The organism is Klebsiella sp. P1927 (assembly GCF_018204675.1).
GTDB classification, from domain to species: domain Bacteria; phylum Pseudomonadota; class Gammaproteobacteria; order Enterobacterales; family Enterobacteriaceae; genus Klebsiella; species Klebsiella pneumoniae.
On record NZ_CP073377.1, the window covers coordinates 5140285 to 5160440 of the forward strand.

The following is a 20156-nucleotide window of genomic DNA, read 5'->3' on the forward strand; positions in this document are numbered from 1 at the left end:
CTGGCAGGAAATGCGAGCTAACGACTGCGGGTTCGCCAGACGCGGGCCATCCCCTCGCTCTCCGGGCGAACGCTTTCGAAGCCGAACTTCGCGTACAGTTCCGGCACATCCGCCACCAGCGTAACGTAGGCGCCATCAAAGGCGTTAGCGTCCAGCCAGGCGACCAGCTTCTCCATCACCAGCCGGCCAAGGCCTTTTCCCTGGTGAGCCGGATCGACGGCGACGTCGACAATATCGAAATTAATCGCTCCGTCGCCGACGATGCGTCCCATCGCGATCGGCGTCTCCTGCCAGAGGATATGTACGCCATAACAGCTATGCGGCAGTCCGGCTCTGGCGCCTTCCAGGGGGCGCGGCGACATGCCGGCGGCTACCCGCAGGTGGCAAAACGCTTCGGCGGAGGGCACCTTCTCGATCACGGTATATTCAACGGTCATGTTTTAGTCTCGCGGCAGAGGGGGAGATAAAAGTAGAGAACGTTGCGCCGCAAAGGGCAAGAAAAAACCCGCATTAACGCGGCGTTAATGCGGGTGAGTGAACGTTTACGGACTAAACGTTATTTGCCGATACAGAAGCTGGAGAAGATGCGGCCCAGCAGATCGTCGGAAGTGAACTCCCCGGTGATCTCGCTCAGCGCCTGCTGCGCGAGGCGCAGCTCTTCCGCCAGCAGCTCGCCGGCCCAGGCGCCCAGCAGCTGGGCTTTGCCTTGCTGCAGATGGTTCGCCGCCTCTTCCAGGGCCTGCAGGTGACGGCGGCGGGCGAGGAAGCCGCCTTCCATATTGGTATCGAAGCCCATGCTCTGCTTGAGGTGGTTACGTAGCACCTCCACGCCTTCGCCGGTACGTGCCGACAGGCGAATAAGTGAGTGGCCATTTACTTCGCTGATACCGAGCGCTTCGCCGGTGACATCGGCTTTATTGCGCACCACGGTAATCGGCAATTTAGCGGGCAGGCGCTCGATAAAGTCTGGCCAGATCTCCGCCGGGTCAACGGCGCCGGTGGTGGTGCCATCGACCATAAACAGCACCCGATCGGCCTGGGCAATCTCCTGCCAGGCGCGCTCGATGCCGATACGTTCCACTTCGTCATTAGCATCGCGCAGGCCTGCGGTATCGATGATATGCAGCGGCATGCCGTCGATATGGATATGCTCGCGTAGCACGTCGCGGGTGGTACCGGCGATATCGGTGACGATCGCCGCTTCGCGGCCCGCCAGGGCGTTCAGCAGGCTTGATTTACCGGCATTTGGCCGCCCGGCGATCACCACTTTCATCCCTTCGCGCAGCAGGCTGCCCTGACGAGCTTCCGCGCGGACGGCGTCGAGATCGGCCATCACCTCGTTCAGCTGGGCTTCAATTTTGCCGTCGGAAAGGAAATCGATTTCTTCATCCGGGAAGTCAATGGCCGCTTCCACGTAGATGCGCAGGTGAGTGAGCGCTTCCACAAGATGATTCACCCGCGCGGAGAACGCCCCCTGCAGCGAATTCAGCGCCGAGCGCGCCGCCTGCTCTGAACTGGCGTCGATAAGGTCGGCGATGGCCTCTGCCTGCGCCAGATCGAGCTTGTCGTTGAGGAACGCGCGCTCGGAAAACTCACCCGGCCTGGCGATGCGCAGGCCCGGCAGGGTCAGAATACGTTTAAGCAGCAGGTCGAGAATGACCGGGCCGCCGTGGCCCTGCAGCTCAAGCACATCTTCCCCGGTAAAGGAGTTCGGCCCGGGGAACCACAGCGCAATCCCCTGATCCAGCGGGGTACCGTCAACGTCGTTGAACGGCAGGTAGTCGGCATAGCGCGGCTTCGGCAGCTTGCCCAGCACCGCCTGCGCGACGTCGCGCGCCTTAAGGCCGGAGATACGCAGGATGCCCACACCCCCGCGTCCCGGAGGGGTTGCCTGGGCGACGATAGTGTCGTTATGGCTCATGGTGACTCTCTATGTAGATGTAAAAAAGGCGGTCCATTGACCGCCTTCTCTGGCATTAACGCTACCGTAGATACTCGAAATAATTCAAGTTGCAGAAAGGCGGCAAGTTAGTGAGGCCCCAGGAGCTTACTGTAGTAAGTGACTGGGGCGAACTAATGAAGCCAACGCATCTGCGGCTTGAAGAATGAAGAGTATCAGGATTTCTTCTTCTCGCGGCTATGCAGGCCACGTTTCTCCAGACCACGGTAAATCAGCTGCTGCTGAATAATGGTGACCAGGTTGCTGACGATGTAGTACACCACCAGGCCAGACGGGAACCACAGGAAGAACACCGTGAAGATGACCGGCATAAAGGTCATGATCTTCTGCTGCATCGGGTCGGTCACGGTGGTCGGCGACATCTTCTGGATGAAGAACATGGTCGCGCCCATGATGATCGGCAGGATGTAGTACGGGTCCTGAGCAGACAGGTCGTGGATCCACAGGATAAACGGCGCATGACGCAGTTCAACCGAGGCGCTCAGCATGTAGTACAGCGCAAGGAAGATCGGCATCTGAATAATCAGCGGGAAGCAGCCGCCCAGCGGGTTTACTTTTTCCGCTTTATACAGCGCCATCATCTCCTGGCTTTGACGTTGTTTATCGTCGCCCAGACGCTCACGCATGGCCTGAATCTTCGGCTGCAGCATGCGCATCTTCGCCATGGAGGTGTACTGCGCTTTGGTCAGCGGGTACATGATGCCACGAACGATAAAGGTGATAACGATGATCGAGAAGCCCCAGTTGCCGAGGAAGCTGTGGATGAATTTCAGCAGCTTGAACAGCGGTTGGGAGATGAACCACAGCCAGCCGTAGTCGACGGTCAGATCCAGGTGCGGCGCAACGGCAGCCATTTTGTCCTGAATAGCCGGGCCGACCCACAGCGTGCTCTGCAGTTTGTCGGTCTGGCCTGGCTGCACCAGTACCGGCTGCGATTTGTAGCCAATAGCGACAATGCCGTTGCCGAGGTTGGCGGTGTAGAAGTTATTCGTCCCGTTATTCCGCGGCACCCATGCGGTGGTGAAGTACTGCTGCAGCATGGCAACCCAACCGTTTTTGGTGCTGACGTTCAGGTTTTCGTTATCCAGAATGGTATCGAATTTATATTTTTCGTATTTCGAATCCGCAGTGGAGAACGCGGCGCCACGGAAAGTATGCATCGTGGACAGGCCACCGGTCTGCGTATCGCGACTGGTCGGCAGCGCAGCGGTCTGCTTCAGCTGACCGAAGGTCGAGACTTCCAGAGGCTTCTCGCTGGCATTCTGCACGCTGTAACCCACGTTCACCGCATAGCCACCGCGCTTCAGGGTGAAGGTTTTGGTGAAGACGTTGCCGGCTTTGTCAGTGTAGGTCAGCGGGATAACGAGCTCATCCTGGCCATCGGCCAACACAAACGCCTCTTTATCGACGTTGTACAGCGGACGCGGGCCGTTTGCCGGGTTATCCGGACCGTCACGGCCGGTTAAGCCGCTCTGCGCCTGGTAGACAAACTGCGGCGTGGTTTCCAGTAACTGGAACGGTTCGGTCGATTTCAGCGTTTTTGGATACGCCAGAAGCAGCGCCTGCTCAATATCGCCACCGTTGGTGTTGATAGTCAGCTCAAGCACGTCGGTTTTAACCGTAATCAGTTTCCCCTGGCCACTGGCCGGTACGCCCTGGTCGGCGGCGCTACCCGCTGCTGTGGTCGTAGTCTGCGTGGTCTGCTGCTGGGGCTGCGGATTTTTGTCCTGCTCCCAGGCTTGCCAGATCATGAAAGACACGAACAACAAAGCGATGATAAGAAGATTGCGTTGCGAATCCATCGTTAGTGTTCTCTGGTATCAAATGGTCCAGGCGGGACGGGATCGTCACCACCAGGGTGTAAAGGGTGGCATTTTAATACGCGTTTCATCGTCAACCAACTGCCTTTTATCACTCCAAACCTGCGTAAGGCCTCAATTCCGTATTGAGAACAGGTTGGGGTGAAACGACAATGCGGCCCGAGTAGCGGACTAATCAGGCGCTGATAAACTCGAATCAGGCCGATCAGGACCCGCGAGCCAGGCGACAATGGCGGCGCCATAATTTTTCCAACGCTTCCGAGAGAGCACGGTTATCGAGGTCGGCAACCCCTCTTTTCGCCACCACCACGAAATCCATTGGCGGGAGTTCATGTTGACGCAAACGAAAACTTTCACGCGTCAGACGTTTAATCCGATTGCGTTCATGTGCGCGTTTCACGTTTTTCTTGGCGACGGTGAGACCGATGCGGGGATGCCCCAGCGAATTCAGGCGGCCGAGGATGGTGATTTGCGGCGTGCCAGCCCGTTGTGGCTGCTGGAAGACGAAAGTGAAATGACTGGGAGTTAACAAGCGTAACTCCCTGGGAAATGCGAGCTTAACCACGCAGGGTTAGCTTTATTACTTGGAAACGGTCAGACGAGCGCGGCCTTTAGCACGACGACGTGCCAGAACCTGACGACCATTTTTAGTAGCCATACGAGCACGGAAGCCGTGAGAACGGTTGCGCTTCAGTACAGACGGTTGAAAAGTGCGTTTCATGGCGATTTCTACCTAAACTTGAATAAATTCACTGACTTTTGCGTAGACCCGAACGAACTTCGAACGGCTTACGCCTCAGCGTGGGTGATTAAAGAGGCCGGATTGTAATAATTGTACACTCCGGAGTCAATTCTCTTTCCTTATTTCTCGCACCTCGTCGCACAAAAAATAAGCTGAGACGCGTGACGAAAACGGGCATTACGCGCCGGGTGGGGGATTATACGGCCTGGCCAGTAAAGCGCAAGGATCCACAAGGATCTTTATTAGATCGTTTCCGCCCAAAAGCGGCATAGCTCATTAATTTTTCCAATATGCGGCGGAAATCGTGCTTCACTCCCCGCAGGATCGATTACACTTACCCGGTTTCGATCCTTCCTGTGGATAAATCGGGAAGAATCTGTTGAGAAACACAAGATCTCTTTCTCAGTTTAGGCTATGATCCCCGGTCCCGATCGCGATCCCCGGATCCGCAGCGGGTAATAACCGCAGATAGCGGTTCGCACGTCACCCCTTTTGTGCAGGGGCTTTTCGGCTAATGCAGGGTCTTGTCGACGTGTGCCAACAATCACGATTGTTTCAGTTTTTCTTTGATATCGATTTTATGTTCGAGTGGAGTCCGCCGTGTCACTTTCGCTTTGGCAGCAGTGTCTTGCCCGATTGCAGGATGAGTTACCAGCCACAGAATTCAGCATGTGGATCCGCCCATTGCAGGCGGAACTGAGCGATAACACGCTGGCACTGTATGCGCCAAACCGTTTTGTGCTCGACTGGGTAAGGGACAAATACCTCAATAATATCAATGGACTCCTCAATGATTTTTGCGGTGCGGACGCCCCGCAGCTGCGTTTTGAGGTGGGCGCTAAGCCCGCCAGCTCGCTGCAGAAAGGGGCGGTAAGCCCGGCTGCGGCGGCCATTCCGGCGGCGCAGGTGCAGACCGCGCGCGCGGCGCCGACGATCGTGCGCCCTGGCTGGGATAATGTCCCGGCGCCGGCGGAGCCGACCTACCGCTCTAACGTTAACGTGAAACACACGTTTGATAACTTCGTCGAAGGTAAATCTAACCAGCTGGCCCGCGCGGCGGCGCGTCAGGTGGCGGATAACCCGGGCGGCGCCTACAACCCCCTGTTCCTCTATGGCGGGACGGGTCTGGGTAAAACTCACCTGCTGCACGCGGTGGGGAACGGCATTGTGGCGCGTAAGCCGAACGCGAAAGTGGTCTATATGCACTCCGAGCGTTTCGTTCAGGACATGGTTAAAGCGCTGCAGAACAACGCCATCGAAGAGTTTAAGCGTTACTACCGCTCCGTTGACGCCCTGCTGATCGATGACATTCAGTTCTTTGCCAATAAAGAACGATCCCAGGAAGAGTTTTTCCACACCTTCAATGCGCTGCTGGAAGGTAATCAGCAGATCATCCTGACGTCGGATCGTTATCCAAAAGAGATCAACGGCGTTGAGGATCGTCTAAAATCCCGCTTCGGCTGGGGGCTGACGGTGGCGATCGAGCCGCCGGAGCTGGAAACCCGCGTCGCGATCCTGATGAAAAAAGCCGACGAGAACGACATCCGCCTGCCGGGCGAAGTGGCGTTCTTTATTGCCAAGCGTCTGCGCTCGAACGTGCGTGAGCTGGAGGGGGCGCTGAATCGCGTTATCGCCAACGCCAACTTCACCGGCCGGGCGATCACCATCGATTTCGTGCGCGAAGCGCTGCGCGATCTGCTGGCGCTGCAGGAAAAACTGGTCACCATCGACAATATTCAAAAGACGGTGGCGGAGTACTACAAGATTAAGGTAGCGGATCTGCTGTCCAAACGCCGCTCCCGTTCGGTGGCGCGTCCTCGCCAGATGGCGATGGCGCTGGCCAAAGAGCTGACCAACCACAGCCTGCCGGAAATCGGCGATGCGTTTGGCGGCCGAGACCATACCACCGTGCTGCACGCCTGCCGCAAGATTGAGCAGCTGCGTGAAGAAAGCCACGACATTAAAGAAGATTTTTCCAATTTAATCAGAACATTATCCTCGTGACGCTATGAAATTTACCGTAGAACGTGAACATTTATTAAAACCGCTGCAACAGGTGAGCGGTCCGTTAGGTGGTCGTCCGACGCTGCCCATTCTCGGTAACCTGCTGCTTCAGGTCGCGGAGGGCGCGCTGTCGCTGACCGGTACCGATCTTGAAATGGAGATGGTGGCGCGCGTGGCGCTGGTTCAGCCGCACGAAGCGGGCGCAACGACCGTTCCGGCACGGAAATTCTTTGATATCTGCCGCGGCCTGCCGGAAGGCGCGGAGATCGCGGTTCAGTTGGAAGGCGATCGCATGCTGGTGCGTTCCGGCCGCAGCCGCTTCTCGCTGTCGACCCTGCCCGCCGCCGATTTCCCGAATCTGGATGACTGGCAGAGTGAAGTGGAGTTTACCCTGCCGCAGGCGACCATGAAGCGTCTGATCGAAGCCACCCAGTTCTCGATGGCGCACCAGGATGTTCGTTACTACTTAAACGGCATGCTGTTTGAAACCGAAGGCAGCGAACTGCGCACGGTGGCCACCGATGGTCACCGCCTGGCGGTCTGTTCGATGCCGCTGGAAGCGTCGCTGCCGAACCATTCGGTGATCGTGCCGCGTAAAGGGGTGATTGAGCTGATGCGGATGCTCGACGGCGGGGATATCCCGCTGCGCGTGCAGATTGGCAGCAACAATATCCGCGCCCACGTTGGCGATTTTATCTTCACCTCTAAGCTGGTTGATGGCCGTTTCCCGGATTATCGCCGCGTATTGCCGAAAAATCCGGATAAACACCTCGAAGCGGGCTGCGATATTCTGAAGCAGGCTTTTGCGCGCGCGGCGATTCTCTCCAACGAGAAATTCCGCGGCGTGCGGCTGTACGTTAGCGAAAACCAGCTGAAAATCACCGCCAATAACCCGGAACAGGAAGAAGCGGAAGAGATTCTGGATGTGACCTACGCCGGAACGGAGATGGAGATTGGCTTCAACGTTAGCTATGTGCTGGATGTGCTGAATGCGCTGAAGTGCGAGAATGTACGCATTCTGCTGACGGATTCGGTGTCGAGCGTGCAGATTGAGGATGCGGCCTCTCAATCCGCAGCCTATGTCGTCATGCCTATGAGATTGTAGTGGAAAATATCGGGCTATCTTACTTGCCATTTTCAACCTGGGCTGTGCTCGCCCCTGTCACGTACTTTGTGTACGCTCCAGGGTCTGCGCGCAGTCCGCGTTGAAACTGGCTGCGCCGATAACGCCCTGGCCCAAAGAACGCTGATATGTCACTGACGCGCTTGCTCATCAAAGACTTCCGCAATATTGAAAGCGCGGATCTCGCTTTATCTCCCGGCTTTAACTTCCTGGTTGGCGCGAACGGCAGCGGCAAAACCAGCGTGCTGGAAGCTATCTACACGCTTGGCCACGGCCGGGCATTTCGCAGTTTGCAAATTGGCCGAGTGATCCGCCACGAGCAGGATGCGTTTGTTCTGCATGGGCGTTTACAGGGCGAAGAGCGGGAAACCGCCATCGGCCTGACCAAAGACAAACAGGGCGACAGCAAGGTGCGTATCGACGGCACCGACGGCCACAAAGTGGCGGAGCTGGCGCACCTGATGCCGATGCAGCTGATTACGCCGGAGGGGTTTACTTTACTCAACGGCGGCCCCAAATACAGAAGAGCATTCCTTGACTGGGGATGCTTTCATAACGAAGCCGGATTCTTCACCGCCTGGAGCAACCTGAAGCGCCTGGTCAAGCAGCGCAACGCCGCGCTGCGTCAGGTCAGCCGCTATGCCCAGCTGCGGCCTTGGGATCTGGAATTAATCCCGCTGGCGGAGCAGATCAGCCGCTGGCGTGCCGAATACAGCGCCGCTATCGTCGAAGACATGGCGGATACCTGTCAGCAATTTTTACCGGAATTCACGCTCACCTTCTCTTTCCAGCGCGGCTGGGAAAAAGAGACCGACTACGCGGAGGTGCTGGAGCGGAATTTCGAGCGCGACAGAATGTTAACCTACACCGCCCACGGCCCGCATAAAGCGGATTTTCGCATTCGCGCCGACGGAGCGCCGGTGGAAGATACCTTGTCGCGCGGGCAGCTTAAGCTGCTGATGTGCGCCCTGCGTCTGGCGCAAGGAGAGTTCCTCACCCGCGTCAGCGGGCGGCGCTGCCTGTACCTGATAGATGATTTTGCCTCGGAACTTGATGATGCCCGCCGCGGTCTGTTATCCAGCCGCCTGAAAGCGACGCAGTCGCAGGTTTTCGTCAGCGCGATCAGCGCTGAACACGTTATGGACATGTCGGACAAAAATTCGAAGATGTTCCGCGTGGAAAAAGGTAAAATAACGGATTAACCCAAGATTAAATGAGCGAGAAACGTTGATGTCGAATTCTTATGACTCCTCCAGTATCAAAGTCCTGAAAGGGCTGGATGCGGTGCGTAAGCGCCCGGGTATGTATATCGGCGACACGGATGACGGCACCGGTCTGCACCACATGGTATTCGAGGTTGTGGATAACGCTATCGACGAAGCGCTCGCGGGTTACTGCAAAGATATCGTTGTCACCATCCACAGCGATAACTCCGTCTCCGTCCAGGATGACGGCCGCGGCATCCCGACCGGCATTCACCCGGAAGAGGGCGTCTCCGCAGCGGAAGTTATCATGACCGTCCTGCACGCTGGCGGTAAATTCGATGATAACTCCTATAAAGTTTCCGGCGGTCTGCACGGCGTAGGCGTCTCGGTGGTTAACGCCCTGTCGCAGAAGCTGGAGCTGGTTATCCAGCGCGATAACAAAGTTCACAAGCAGATGTACGAACACGGTGTGCCGCAGGCACCGCTGGCCGTGACTGGCGAAACCGACAAAACCGGCACCATGGTGCGTTTCTGGCCAAGCCTGGAAACCTTCACCAATGTCACCGAATTTGAATATGACATCCTGGCGAAACGCCTGCGCGAGCTGTCGTTCCTGAACTCCGGCGTCTCTATCCGCCTGCGCGATAAGCGCGACGGCAAAGAAGACCATTTCCACTACGAAGGCGGCATCAAGGCGTTCGTTGAGTATCTCAACAAGAACAAAACGCCGATCCACCCGAATATTTTCTATTTCTCCACCGAAAAAGACGGTATCGGCGTGGAAGTGGCCCTGCAGTGGAACGACGGCTTCCAGGAAAACATCTACTGCTTTACCAACAACATTCCGCAGCGTGACGGCGGTACTCACCTCGCCGGCTTCCGCGCGGCGATGACCCGTACTCTTAACGCCTATATGGACAAAGAGGGCTATAGCAAAAAAGCGAAAGTCAGCGCCACCGGCGACGATGCGCGTGAAGGCCTGATTGCCGTGGTATCCGTGAAGGTGCCGGATCCGAAATTCTCCTCGCAGACCAAAGACAAGCTGGTCTCCTCCGAGGTGAAATCGGCGGTGGAGCAGCAGATGAACGAACTGCTGAGCGAATACCTGCTGGAAAATCCATCCGATGCGAAAATCGTGGTCGGCAAAATTATTGACGCCGCGCGCGCCCGTGAGGCCGCACGTCGCGCTCGTGAGATGACTCGTCGTAAAGGCGCGCTGGATCTGGCAGGCCTGCCGGGCAAACTGGCGGATTGCCAGGAGCGCGACCCGGCGCTGTCCGAACTGTACCTGGTGGAAGGGGACTCCGCGGGCGGCTCTGCTAAACAGGGTCGTAACCGCAAGAACCAGGCGATCCTGCCGCTGAAGGGTAAAATCCTTAACGTTGAGAAAGCCCGCTTCGATAAAATGCTCTCTTCCCAGGAAGTGGCGACGCTGATCACCGCGCTGGGCTGCGGTATCGGTCGCGATGAGTACAATCCGGATAAACTGCGCTACCACAGCATCATCATCATGACCGATGCGGACGTCGACGGCTCGCACATTCGTACCCTGCTGTTGACCTTCTTCTATCGTCAGATGCCGGAGATCGTCGAGCGCGGCCACGTCTACATTGCCCAGCCGCCGCTGTACAAAGTGAAGAAAGGCAAGCAGGAACAGTACATTAAAGACGACGAAGCGATGGATCAGTATCAGATCTCCATCGCGCTCGACGGTGCGACCCTGCACACCAACGCCAATGCGCCGGCGCTGGCGGGCGAACCGCTGGAAAAACTGGTTGCCGAGTTCAATGCCACCCAGAAAATGATTGGCCGCATGGAGCGCCGCTTCCCGAAAGCGCTGCTGAAAGAGCTTATCTATCAGCCGACCCTGACCGAGGCCGACCTGGCGGACGAGCAGAAGGTGACCCGCTGGGTGAACACCCTGGTCTCCGAGCTGAACGAGAAAGAACAGCACGGCAGCCAGTGGAAATTCGATCTCCACGAGAACAAAGAACTGCAGCATTTTGAGCCGGTTATTCGCGTACGTACCCACGGCGTGGATACCGACTATCCGCTGGATAACGAGTTCATTATGGGGCCGGAATATCGTCGTATTTGTGCCCTGGGCGAGAAACTGCGCGGCCTGATGGAAGAAGATGCTTACATCGAGCGCGGCGAACGTCGTCAGCCGGTAGCCAGCTTCGAGCAGGCCCTGGACTGGCTGGTGAAAGAGTCCCGTCGCGGTCTCTCCATCCAGCGCTATAAAGGTCTGGGCGAGATGAACCCGGATCAGCTGTGGGAAACCACCATGGATCCGGACAGCCGTCGCATGCTGCGCGTGACCGTCAAGGATGCCATCGCTGCCGATCAGCTGTTCACCACCCTGATGGGTGATGCCGTTGAGCCGCGTCGCGCGTTTATCGAAGAGAATGCCCTGAAAGCGGCGAATATCGATATTTAAGCCGCATGTTTCCCGGTAACGAGTTTTACCGGGGCAACAGGATGTATAAGCCCGGTCGCATCGCGCGATCGGGCTTTTCTTTTGCCGCTAAAAGAGGAATCCGCTGCTGTGGTTCCATCCCCCTTTCTGGCCGACACTTTTACTGTTTTTTGAGCGGAATCGCGTTAGCATGAGGGGAGACTCATCTTACCCGGGGACCCTATGGCTATTAAACTGATTGCAATCGATATGGACGGCACGCTGCTGCTGCCCGACCATACCATCTCTCCAGCGGTGAAAGCCGCCATCGCCGCGGCGCGCGAGCGCGGTGTTAACGTGGTGCTGACCACCGGTCGCCCTTACGCTGGCGTCCACAGCTATTTGAAAGAGCTGCATATGGAGCAGCCGGGTGATTACTGCATTACCTACAATGGCGCGCTGGTGCAGAAGGCTGGTGACGGAAGCACCGTCGCGCAAACCGCGCTGAGCTATGACGACTATCGCTTCCTTGAGCAGCTCTCCCGCGAGGTCGGCTCCCACTTCCATGCGCTGGATCGCAATACGCTGTATACCGCGAACCGCGATATCAGCTACTACACCGTCCACGAATCCTATGTGGCAACCATTCCGCTGGTGTTCTGCGAAGCGGAGAAAATGGATCCTGAGATCCAGCTGCTAAAAGTGATGATGATTGATGAGCCGGCAATCCTTGACCAGGCCATCGCCCGTATTCCGGCGGAAGTGAAAGAGAAGTACACCGTGCTGAAAAGTGCGCCTTACTTCCTCGAAATACTGGATAAACGCGTCAATAAAGGCACTGGCGTGAAGTCGCTGGCCGATGCGCTGGGCATCAAGCCGGAAGAGATTATGGCGATTGGCGATCAGGAAAATGATATCGCGATGATTGAATTTGCCGGCGTCGGCGTGGCAATGGATAACGCCATTCCTGCGGTCAAAGAAGCGGCGAACTTCATCACCAAATCGAACCTTGAAGATGGCGTTGCCTTCGCCATTGAAAAATACGTTTTAGCGTAAACTTCTTTCCGGCCCGGCGTTCGCCGGGTCTGTCTTCTCTTTTTTCATGAACAGATGTTAATCCGCATTTAAATCCCTCAATCCTTGCAGGGGATTCTATAAGCTACCCGCCCTCTTTTTAGCAACTCAGAACTAACATCATACTTTTCATGAATATATACCACCGTTTGATGTTGGTTACGCTGCCATTCGCCTCTGTTCAGATTTGCGCGGCCGCGGAACCAACGGCGCCGCTCGAACCGGCGTATGCCTATCACGGCGCAGAGCCTGCGGATCTGCCGGCGCCAGAAAGTCGCCAGCCTGCGGCCGCAGCATCGTCCTCGCTACTCCCTTTGCTAGGCGATGAGGCCAGAAAGCGCGGCTACGTCCTGCCGCTGCCGTTTGGCGTCAGCATTAACTATATGGATATGCGGCAGAATATTAATGTCGACAGCATTAACTTCACCGGGCTGTCGCTGGATGGCCGCAATATCGATTGCGGTAAGGATCCTGTCTGCAAGCACGCCGTGAATAACATTTTCGCTAATGGGCCGGTCTCGCTGGATAACGCTTTCCAGATTGGCGTTGGTCATACGCGGGAAAGCAGCAAAACCGAGACGCTCAAGCTGGATGCCTGGCTGCTGCCGTTTATGAACGTTTATGGCCTGGTGGGGCACACCGAAGGGCATTCAATTTCGCAGATAGCTGTCGGCCTGAAGGGACCGAACGGTAAAGTGGTGCCCCTGCCGGGGATGCAGGATCTCGACTTTCGTCTCGATTTTAAAGGTACTACCTACGGGATGGGCACCACCCTGGTGGGCGGCGTCGGCAATTGGTTTACCGTGCTGGACGCCAACTACACGCAAACGCGCTTTGATATCCTCGACGGCAGCATCGATGCGCTTACCTTTTCGCCGCGCGTTGGCTATCGTTTCAGTACGCCATCGGTCGATGCGCTGCATCTCCCCGCCGGAAAGCTAAATCTGTGGGTTGGCAGCATGTATCAGGATGTGCAGCAGGAGTTTAAAGGCAGCCTCAGCGATCTCTCGATGCCGTCGCCGATGCTGCAGAATATGGTTAATCTGGCCAACCAGGACAATAACGGTCGCTTCGATGTGAAGCAGCATCTGCAGTCGCCATGGAACGTTCTGGTGGGCGCGCAATACGAGCTGACGCAGAATTTTAATATTACTACCGAGTTTGGCTTTGCCGAACGTAACAGTTTCTTTATTGCCGGCGAGTATCGCTTTTGAGCCGACTGTTTATCACTTTTCTGCTGCTGATGGTCTGCCCGACAGGCAGCCAGGCCGAGGCGCTCAGCCGCGAGAAAATCGACGGCTGGCTGCAGCATCTCGGCGCCAGCGATAAGTTCGACGCCAGCAAAGGCATCGACTGGGGCGTGATGCCCGGTCCGTTCTATACGCCGGAACTAGGGTTGGGCATTGGCACCGCTGTCGTCGGCCTGTATCGTCCCGACCCGCAGGATACCACCAGCCAGAACTCGACCCTGACGCTCAGCGGCTACGCCAGCTCTACCGGCGCCTTTGGCCTCAGCGTGAAAAACTACACCTTTTTCGATCGTGATCTGTGGCGCGTTTTTGTCGACGGGTCGATAGCCAACACGCCCACTTATTATTGGGGGCAGGGTTTTCATGCCGGGGATAAAGACAATGAAAAAGAGAAGTATACCGCCCAGGTACTGACCCTGCGACCCACCCTTTATCGGCAGCTTATCGATCATGTTTATCTCGGGGCGGGATGGTCGCTGGCGGCGCAGAATGCCGATGAGATGGACCATGACGATCGGCCGAAGATAGAAAACACTCCACAGGGACCGTCGGTATTCAGCTCCGGCGCCAGCATCGATATCAACTGGGACGATCGCGACTTTGTCCCTAACCCGCGCCGGGGTCAGTATGCCAACCTCCGCTATACCCACTATGCGCCCGGATTAGGTAGCGATACCCGCTTTGAGGAATTTCAGCTGCACTATAGCCATTATCATGCCCTGAGCGAGAAAAGCGTGCTCGCCTGGGAGGCCGATGGCGCCTTCACCCAGGGCGAGGTACCGTGGAGCATGATGCCGCTGCTCGGCAGCGATGAACGGATGCGCGGCTACTACCAGGGGCGCTACCGGGATAAAAAGGTCGTCAGCGGCCAGCTGGAATACCGCCGGCAGCTCACCTGGCGGCACGGGATTGTCGCCTGGGCCGGGGCGGGAACCATGGGGCCCTCACTGTCGTCGCTGAATAATGGCCGCTGGCTGCCTTCGGCGGGCGTTGGCTACCGCTTTGAATTCAAACCTCGCGTTAATGTTCGCCTCGACTACGGTATCGGCAATGGCAGCAGCGGCTTTTACTTCCAGGTCGGCGAAGCGTTTTAACGCCTCCTCCCCTTAATTTTCTCTCTTATCGCCTCTTGTCAGGGCCGCTGCGCTTTAATTTTCATGAATTGTTCTTTTTGTGATCCAAATTGTAGTACAACACAATAATGTTGTACTACATTACGCTCATGTTGATAACGTACAGCATCACGTTAGTAGTACAAACATGAGGCGAAATTCAGCAGCGACGGTAAAGTAGAGCAGTACACATAGAGCACAAGGACTCTCCATGACTCTCAATAAGACCGATCGCATTGTGATCTCGCTGGGCAAACAGATCGTCAGCGGTAAATACGTCCCGGGTTCGGCGCTTCCGGCCGAAGCGGAACTCTGTGAGGAGTTTGAAACCTCGCGCAACATCATCCGCGAAGTGTTTCGTTCCCTGATGGCGAAGCGGCTGATTGAAATGAAGCGCTATCGCGGCGCGTTTGTCGCTCCCAGAAACCAGTGGAACTACCTCGACACCGAGGTGCTGCAGTGGGTACTGGAAAATGACTATGACCCGCGTCTTATCAGCGCGATGAGTGAAGTGCGCAACCTGGTTGAACCCGCCATCGCGCGTTGGGCGGCGGAACGCGCCACCTCAAGCGATCTGGCGGAAATCGAGTCGGCGCTCAATGACATGATCGCCAACAACCAAAACCGGGATGCCTTTAACGAAGCGGATATTCGCTACCACGAGGCGGTGCTGCAGTCAGTACATAACCCGGTTTTGCAGCAGCTTAGCGTGGCGATCAGTTCGCTGCAGCGGGCGGTATTTGAACGGACCTGGATGGGCGATGAAGGCAACATGCCGAAAACCCTCCAGGAACATAAAGCGCTATTTGACGCCATTCGGCATCAGGATAGCGACGCGGCGGAGCAGGCGGCGTTGACGATGATCGCCAGCTCGACACGAAGGCTTAAGGAAATCACATGACGGCTCGCTACATCGCAATAGATTGGGGATCGACGAATTTACGCGCCTGGCTTTATCAGGGCGAAGAATGCCTGGAAAGCAGGCAATCTGAAGCAGGCGTAACGCGCCTGAATGGTCGCTCTCCCGCTGCGGTGTTAGCGGAAATCACCCAGCACTGGCGCGATGGCGCCACACCGGTGGTGATGGCAGGGATGGTCGGCAGCAACGTGGGCTGGAAAATCGCCCCTTATTTGCCGCTTCCTGCCGCTTTCTCGGATATTGGCCAGCAGTTAACTGCCGTTGGCGACAATATCTGGATAATTCCCGGCCTTTGCGTTTCCCGTGACGATAACCATAACGTCATGCGTGGGGAAGAAACGCAGCTGCTGGGCGCACGCGCCTTAGCCCCTTCATCTGTCTACGTGATGCCGGGAACCCACTGTAAGTGGGTACTGGCCGATCGCCGGCAAATTCACGATTTTCGTACTGTTTTGACCGGTGAATTGCATCATTTGTTGCTTCAGCACTCGCTGGTGGGCGCCGGCTTACCGCCGCAGGAAACGTCCGCTGCCGCATTCGCGGCAGGTCTGCAGCGCGGTATCAACAACCCCGCCGTCCTGCCGCAGCTGTTTGAAGTTCGCGCTTCGCACGTGCTGGGCGCGCTGCCTCGCGAGCAGGTTAGCGAATTTCTTTCCGGCCTGCTGATTGGCGCTGAAGTTGCCACCCTCAGCGACACATTCGCCGGACAGCAGGCGATCAGTCTCGTCGCTGGGTCATCGTTAACATCCCGCTATCAGCAGGCATTCGCCGCCATTGGCCGCGAAGTCAGCGCGGTTGCGGGCGATACGGCATTTCAGACAGGAATAAGGAGCATCGCTTATGCAGTGGCAAACTAACCTTCCACTTATCGCTATCCTGCGCGGTATTACGCCAGACGAGGCGCTGGCTCACGTTGGCGCCGTTATCGACGCCGGTTTCGACGCGGTCGAAATCCCGCTGAACTCGCCGCAGTGGGAGAAAAGTATTCCGCAGGTCGTCGACGCTTACGGCGAGCAGGCGCTTATCGGCGCGGGCACGGTGCTGCAACCGGAGCAGGTCGACAGGCTGGCGGCCATGGACTGTCGGCTGATTGTGACGCCAAACATTCAACCGGAAGTGATCCGGCGAGCGGTGGGTTACGGCATGACCGTGTGTCCAGGCTGCGCCACCGCCAGCGAAGCCTTTAGCGCGCTCGATGCCGGCGCGCAGGCTCTGAAAATCTTCCCGTCATCGGCTTTTGGCCCGGATTACATCAAAGCGTTGAAAGCCGTGCTTCCGCCCGAGGTTCCGGTCTTTGCCGTTGGCGGCGTGACGCCGGAAAACCTGGCGCAGTGGATTAATGCCGGCTGTGTTGGGGCAGGATTGGGTAGCGATCTCTATCGTGCCGGCCAGCCGGTTGAACGTACCGCGCAGCAGGCAGCCGCATTCGTAAAAGCGTATCGAGAGGCAGTGAAATGAAAATAACCAATATCACCACGTACCGTTTACCTCCGCGTTGGATGTTCCTGAAGATTGAAACCGATGAAGGCATCGTCGGCTGGGGCGAACCGGTGATTGAAGGGCGCGCCCGTACGGTGGAGGCAGCCGTTCATGAATTTGGCGATTACCTGATTGGTCAGGATCCGGCGCGGATTAATGACCTGTGGCAGGTAATGTACCGCGGCGGCTTTTATCGCGGCGGCCCGATTATGATGAGCGCCATCGCCGGTATTGATCAGGCGCTATGGGATATTAAAGGTAAGGTCCTGAATGCCCCAGTGTGGCAACTGATGGGCGGGCTGGTGCGCGACAAAATTAAAGCCTACAGCTGGGTGGGCGGCGACCGCCCCGCCGAAGTGATTGACGGGATTAAGAAGCTGCGCGGCATTGGTTTTGACACCTTTAAATTAAACGGCTGCGAAGAGATGGGTATCATTGATAATTCCCGCGCGGTTGATGCCGCGGTGAATACCGTGGCGCAAATCCGCGAAGCGTTTGGCAATGAAATTGAGTTTGGTCTCGATTTTCACGGCCGCGTTAGCGCGCCGATGGCTAAGGTATTAATTAAAGAGCTGGAGCCATATCGCCCATTATTTATTGAGGAGCCGGTATTAGGGAAGGTGCGAACAAGTTCCTGATATGAGATCATCATATTCATCCGGAGCGCATCCCAGAGGGACATCATGAGCCATCAACTCACCTTCGCCGATAGTGAATTCAGCACTAAGCGCCGTCAGACCCGAAAAGAGATTTTCCTCTCCCGCATGGAGCAGATTCTGCCATGGCAAAACATGGTGGAAGTCATCGAGCCGTTTTATCCCAAGGCGGGCAATGGCCGACGGCCCTATCCGCTGGAGACCATGCTGCGTATTCACTGCATGCAGCATTGGTACAACCTGAGCGACGGTGCCATGGAAGATGCCCTGTACGAAATCGCCTCCATGCGCCTGTTTGCCCGATTATCCCTGGATAGCGCCCTGCCGGATCGCACCACCATCATGAATTTCCGCCACCTGCTCGAGCAGCATCAACTGGCCCGTCAATTGTTCAAGACCATCAATCGCTGGCTGGCCGAAGCAGGCGTCATGATGACCCAAGGCACTTTGGTGGATGCCACCATCATTGAGGCACCCAGCTCTACCAAGAACAAAGAGCAGCAACGCGATCCGGAGATGCATCAGACCAAGAAAGGCAATCAGTGGCACTTTGGCATGAAGGCCCACATTGGTGTCGATGCCAAGAGTGGCCTGACCCACAGCCTAGTCACCACCGCGGCCAACGAGCATGACCTCAATCAGCTGGGTAATCTGCTTCATGGAGAGGAGCAATTTGTCTCAGCCGATGCCGGCTACCAAGGAGCGCCACAGCGCGAGGAGCTGGCCGAGGTGGATGTGGACTGGCTGATCGCCGAGCGTCCCGGCAAGGTAAAAACCTTGAAGCAGCATCCGCGCAAGAACAAAACGGCCATCAACATCGAATACATGAAAGCCAGCATCCGTGCCAGGGTGGAGCACCCGTTTCGCATCATCAAGCGGCAGTTCGGCTTCGTGAAAGCCAGATACAAAGGGCTGCTGAAAAACGATAACCAACTGGCGATGTTATTCACCCTGGCCAACCTGTTTCGGGTGGACCAAATGATACGTCAGTGGGAGAGATCTCAGTAAAAACCGGAAATAACGCCAGAAATGGTGGAAAAAATAGCCTAAATAGGCTGATTCGATGTGTTTGCGGGAAAAAAATCGGCCCAGATCCGCGAAATTTTAATCAGCGAGTCAGCTTGGGAAGAAATGACCTGCTTATTCGCACCTTCCTTAGGGAAGGTGCGAACAAGTTCCTGATATGAGATCATCATATTCATCCGGAGCGCATCCCAGAGGGACATCATGAGCCATCAACTCACCTTCGCCGATAGTGAATTCAGCACTAAGCGCCGTCAGACCCGAAAAGAGATTTTCCTCTCCCGCATGGAGCAGATTCTGCCATGGCAAAACATGGTGGAAGTCATCGAGCCGTTTTATCCCAAGGCGGGCAATGGCCGACGGCCCTATCCGCTGGAGACCATGCTGCGTATTCACTGCATGCAGCATTGGTACAACCTGAGCGACGGTGCCATGGAAGATGCCCTGTACGAAATCGCCTCCATGCGCCTGTTTGCCCGATTATCCCTGGATAGCGCCCTGCCGGATCGCACCACCATCATGAATTTCCGCCACCTGCTCGAGCAGCATCAACTGGCCCGTCAATTGTTCAAGACCATCAATCGCTGGCTGGCCGAAGCAGGCGTCATGATGACCCAAGGCACTTTGGTGGATGCCACCATCATTGAGGCACCCAGCTCTACCAAGAACAAAGAGCAGCAACGCGATCCGGAGATGCATCAGACCAAGAAAGGCAATCAGTGGCACTTTGGCATGAAGGCCCACATTGGTGTCGATGCCAAGAGTGGCCTGACCCACAGCCTAGTCACCACCGCGGCCAACGAGCATGACCTCAATCAGCTGGGTAATCTGCTTCATGGAGAGGAGCAATTTGTCTCAGCCGATGCCGGCTACCAAGGAGCGCCACAGCGCGAGGAGCTGGCCGAGGTGGATGTGGACTGGCTGATCGCCGAGCGTCCCGGCAAGGTAAAAACCTTGAAGCAGCATCCGCGCAAGAACAAAACGGCCATCAACATCGAATACATGAAAGCCAGCATCCGTGCCAGGGTGGAGCACCCGTTTCGCATCATCAAGCGGCAGTTCGGCTTCGTGAAAGCCAGATACAAAGGGCTGCTGAAAAACGATAACCAACTGGCGATGTTATTCACCCTGGCCAACCTGTTTCGGGTGGACCAAATGATACGTCAGTGGGAGAGATCTCAGTAAAAACCGGAAATAACGCCAGAAATGGTGGAAAAAATAGCCTAAATAGGCTGATTCGATGTGTTTGCGGGAAAAAAATCGGCCCAGATCCGCGAAATTTTAATCAGCGAGTCAGCTTGGGAAGAAATGACCTGCTTATTCGCACCTTCCTTAGGGAAGGTGCGAACAAGTTCCTGATATGAGATCATCATATTCATCCGGAGCGCATC

The 20156-nt window shown here is 56.4% G+C and carries 20 protein-coding genes and 1 pseudogene; 15 read left to right on the forward strand and 6 right to left on the reverse strand.

Annotation, left to right across the window (positions count from 1 at the left end; translation table 11 throughout):
- Nucleotides 1-17 precede the first annotated feature (17 nt).
- The 6 genes from KB892_RS25565 to rpmH form a co-directional block, all read right to left on the reverse strand.
- A complete protein-coding gene (locus KB892_RS25565; RefSeq protein WP_004151539.1) occupies nt 18-437 on the reverse strand; it encodes a GNAT family N-acetyltransferase in 420 nt (139 codons plus the stop codon).
- A 119-nt stretch (nt 438-556) separates the two neighbouring features.
- Nucleotides 557-1921, reverse strand: coding sequence for a tRNA uridine-5-carboxymethylaminomethyl(34) synthesis GTPase MnmE (gene mnmE / locus KB892_RS25570; protein ID WP_004151538.1), 1365 nt, complete (start codon nt 1919-1921; stop codon nt 557-559).
- Between the two features lie 194 nt (nt 1922-2115).
- Nucleotides 2116-3762: a membrane protein insertase YidC gene (gene yidC, locus KB892_RS25575; RefSeq protein WP_004151537.1), complete on the reverse strand. Its 1647-nt coding sequence runs from the start codon at nt 3760-3762 to the stop codon at nt 2116-2118.
- A gap of 2 nt (nt 3763-3764) precedes the next feature.
- Complete coding sequence (gene yidD, locus KB892_RS25580; RefSeq protein WP_004151536.1) at nt 3765-4022, reverse strand: membrane protein insertion efficiency factor YidD; 258 nt, start codon at nt 4020-4022, stop codon at nt 3765-3767.
- The gene (rnpA, locus tag KB892_RS25585; protein WP_004151535.1) at nt 3986-4345 is read right to left on the reverse strand and encodes a ribonuclease P protein component; all 360 of its coding nucleotides are present in this window, start codon (nt 4343-4345) and stop codon (nt 3986-3988) included. Before rnpA ends, yidD begins: the two co-directional genes overlap by 37 nt.
- Nucleotides 4346-4360: 15 nt before the next feature.
- Nucleotides 4361-4501 (reverse strand): 50S ribosomal protein L34, encoded by a 141-nt coding sequence (rpmH, locus tag KB892_RS25590; RefSeq protein WP_000831330.1) that lies wholly within the window; start codon nt 4499-4501, stop codon nt 4361-4363.
- A gap of 621 nt (nt 4502-5122) precedes the next feature.
- Between rpmH and dnaA the strand changes: the two genes are divergently transcribed.
- The 15 genes and pseudogenes from dnaA (at nt 5123) to KB892_RS31565 (ending at nt 20129) form a co-directional block, all read left to right on the forward strand.
- Nucleotides 5123-6526, forward strand: coding sequence for a chromosomal replication initiator protein DnaA (dnaA, locus tag KB892_RS25595; RefSeq protein ID WP_004151534.1), 1404 nt, complete (start codon nt 5123-5125; stop codon nt 6524-6526).
- A gap of 4 nt (nt 6527-6530) precedes the next feature.
- On the forward strand, nt 6531-7631 hold the full coding sequence (gene dnaN, locus KB892_RS25600; protein WP_004151533.1) for a DNA polymerase III subunit beta: 1101 nt from the start codon (nt 6531-6533) through the stop codon (nt 7629-7631).
- 146 nt (nt 7632-7777) lie between these two features.
- Nucleotides 7778-8851 carry a DNA replication/repair protein RecF gene (recF, locus tag KB892_RS25605; protein WP_004151532.1) on the forward strand — a complete coding sequence of 358 codons (1074 nt, stop codon included), beginning with the start codon at nt 7778-7780 and terminating at the stop codon, nt 8849-8851.
- A 28-nt stretch (nt 8852-8879) separates the two neighbouring features.
- Nucleotides 8880-11294 (forward strand): DNA topoisomerase (ATP-hydrolyzing) subunit B, encoded by a 2415-nt coding sequence (gene gyrB / locus KB892_RS25610; protein ID WP_004173845.1) that lies wholly within the window; start codon nt 8880-8882, stop codon nt 11292-11294.
- Between the two features lie 201 nt (nt 11295-11495).
- Nucleotides 11496-12308 (forward strand): sugar-phosphatase, encoded by an 813-nt coding sequence (yidA, locus tag KB892_RS25615; protein ID WP_004151530.1) that lies wholly within the window; start codon nt 11496-11498, stop codon nt 12306-12308.
- A gap of 149 nt (nt 12309-12457) precedes the next feature.
- Complete coding sequence (locus KB892_RS25620; protein ID WP_009485044.1) at nt 12458-13540, forward strand: porin family protein; 1083 nt, start codon at nt 12458-12460, stop codon at nt 13538-13540.
- Nucleotides 13537-14670 (forward strand): BamA/TamA family outer membrane protein, encoded by a 1134-nt coding sequence (locus KB892_RS25625; RefSeq protein ID WP_004151528.1) that lies wholly within the window; start codon nt 13537-13539, stop codon nt 14668-14670. The genes KB892_RS25620 and KB892_RS25625 overlap by 4 nt, the downstream gene beginning before the upstream one ends.
- A 229-nt stretch (nt 14671-14899) precedes the next feature.
- Nucleotides 14900-15589: a D-galactonate utilization transcriptional regulator DgoR gene (dgoR, locus tag KB892_RS25630; protein ID WP_004145084.1), complete on the forward strand. Its 690-nt coding sequence runs from the start codon at nt 14900-14902 to the stop codon at nt 15587-15589.
- Entirely contained in the window at nt 15586-16464 is an 879-nt protein-coding gene (locus KB892_RS25635) for a 2-dehydro-3-deoxygalactonokinase (protein WP_004145083.1), read from the forward strand. Before dgoR ends, KB892_RS25635 begins: the two co-directional genes overlap by 4 nt.
- Nucleotides 16448-17065 (forward strand): 2-dehydro-3-deoxy-6-phosphogalactonate aldolase, encoded by a 618-nt coding sequence (locus KB892_RS25640; RefSeq protein ID WP_004151527.1) that lies wholly within the window; start codon nt 16448-16450, stop codon nt 17063-17065. The genes KB892_RS25635 and KB892_RS25640 overlap by 17 nt, the downstream gene beginning before the upstream one ends.
- Nucleotides 17062-17706: pseudogene (gene dgoD, locus KB892_RS25645) on the forward strand (galactonate dehydratase); the annotation flags it as partial. The gene KB892_RS25640 and the pseudogene dgoD, both read left to right, overlap by 4 nt.
- Before the next feature lie 63 nt (nt 17707-17769).
- Nucleotides 17770-18750: an IS5-like element ISKpn26 family transposase gene (locus KB892_RS25650; protein WP_000019473.1), complete on the forward strand. Its 981-nt coding sequence runs from the start codon at nt 17770-17772 to the stop codon at nt 18748-18750.
- Complete coding sequence (locus tag KB892_RS31560; RefSeq protein ID WP_309354868.1) at nt 18732-18929, forward strand: hypothetical protein; 198 nt, start codon at nt 18732-18734, stop codon at nt 18927-18929. Before KB892_RS25650 ends, KB892_RS31560 begins: the two co-directional genes overlap by 19 nt.
- A gap of 40 nt (nt 18930-18969) precedes the next feature.
- Nucleotides 18970-19950 carry an IS5-like element ISKpn26 family transposase gene (locus KB892_RS25655; RefSeq protein ID WP_000019473.1) on the forward strand — a complete coding sequence of 327 codons (981 nt, stop codon included), beginning with the start codon at nt 18970-18972 and terminating at the stop codon, nt 19948-19950.
- Nucleotides 19932-20129, forward strand: a complete 198-nt coding sequence (locus KB892_RS31565; protein ID WP_309354868.1) for a hypothetical protein — start codon at nt 19932-19934, stop codon at nt 20127-20129. Before KB892_RS25655 ends, KB892_RS31565 begins: the two co-directional genes overlap by 19 nt.
- The last annotated feature ends 27 nt before the right edge of the window (nt 20130-20156 follow it).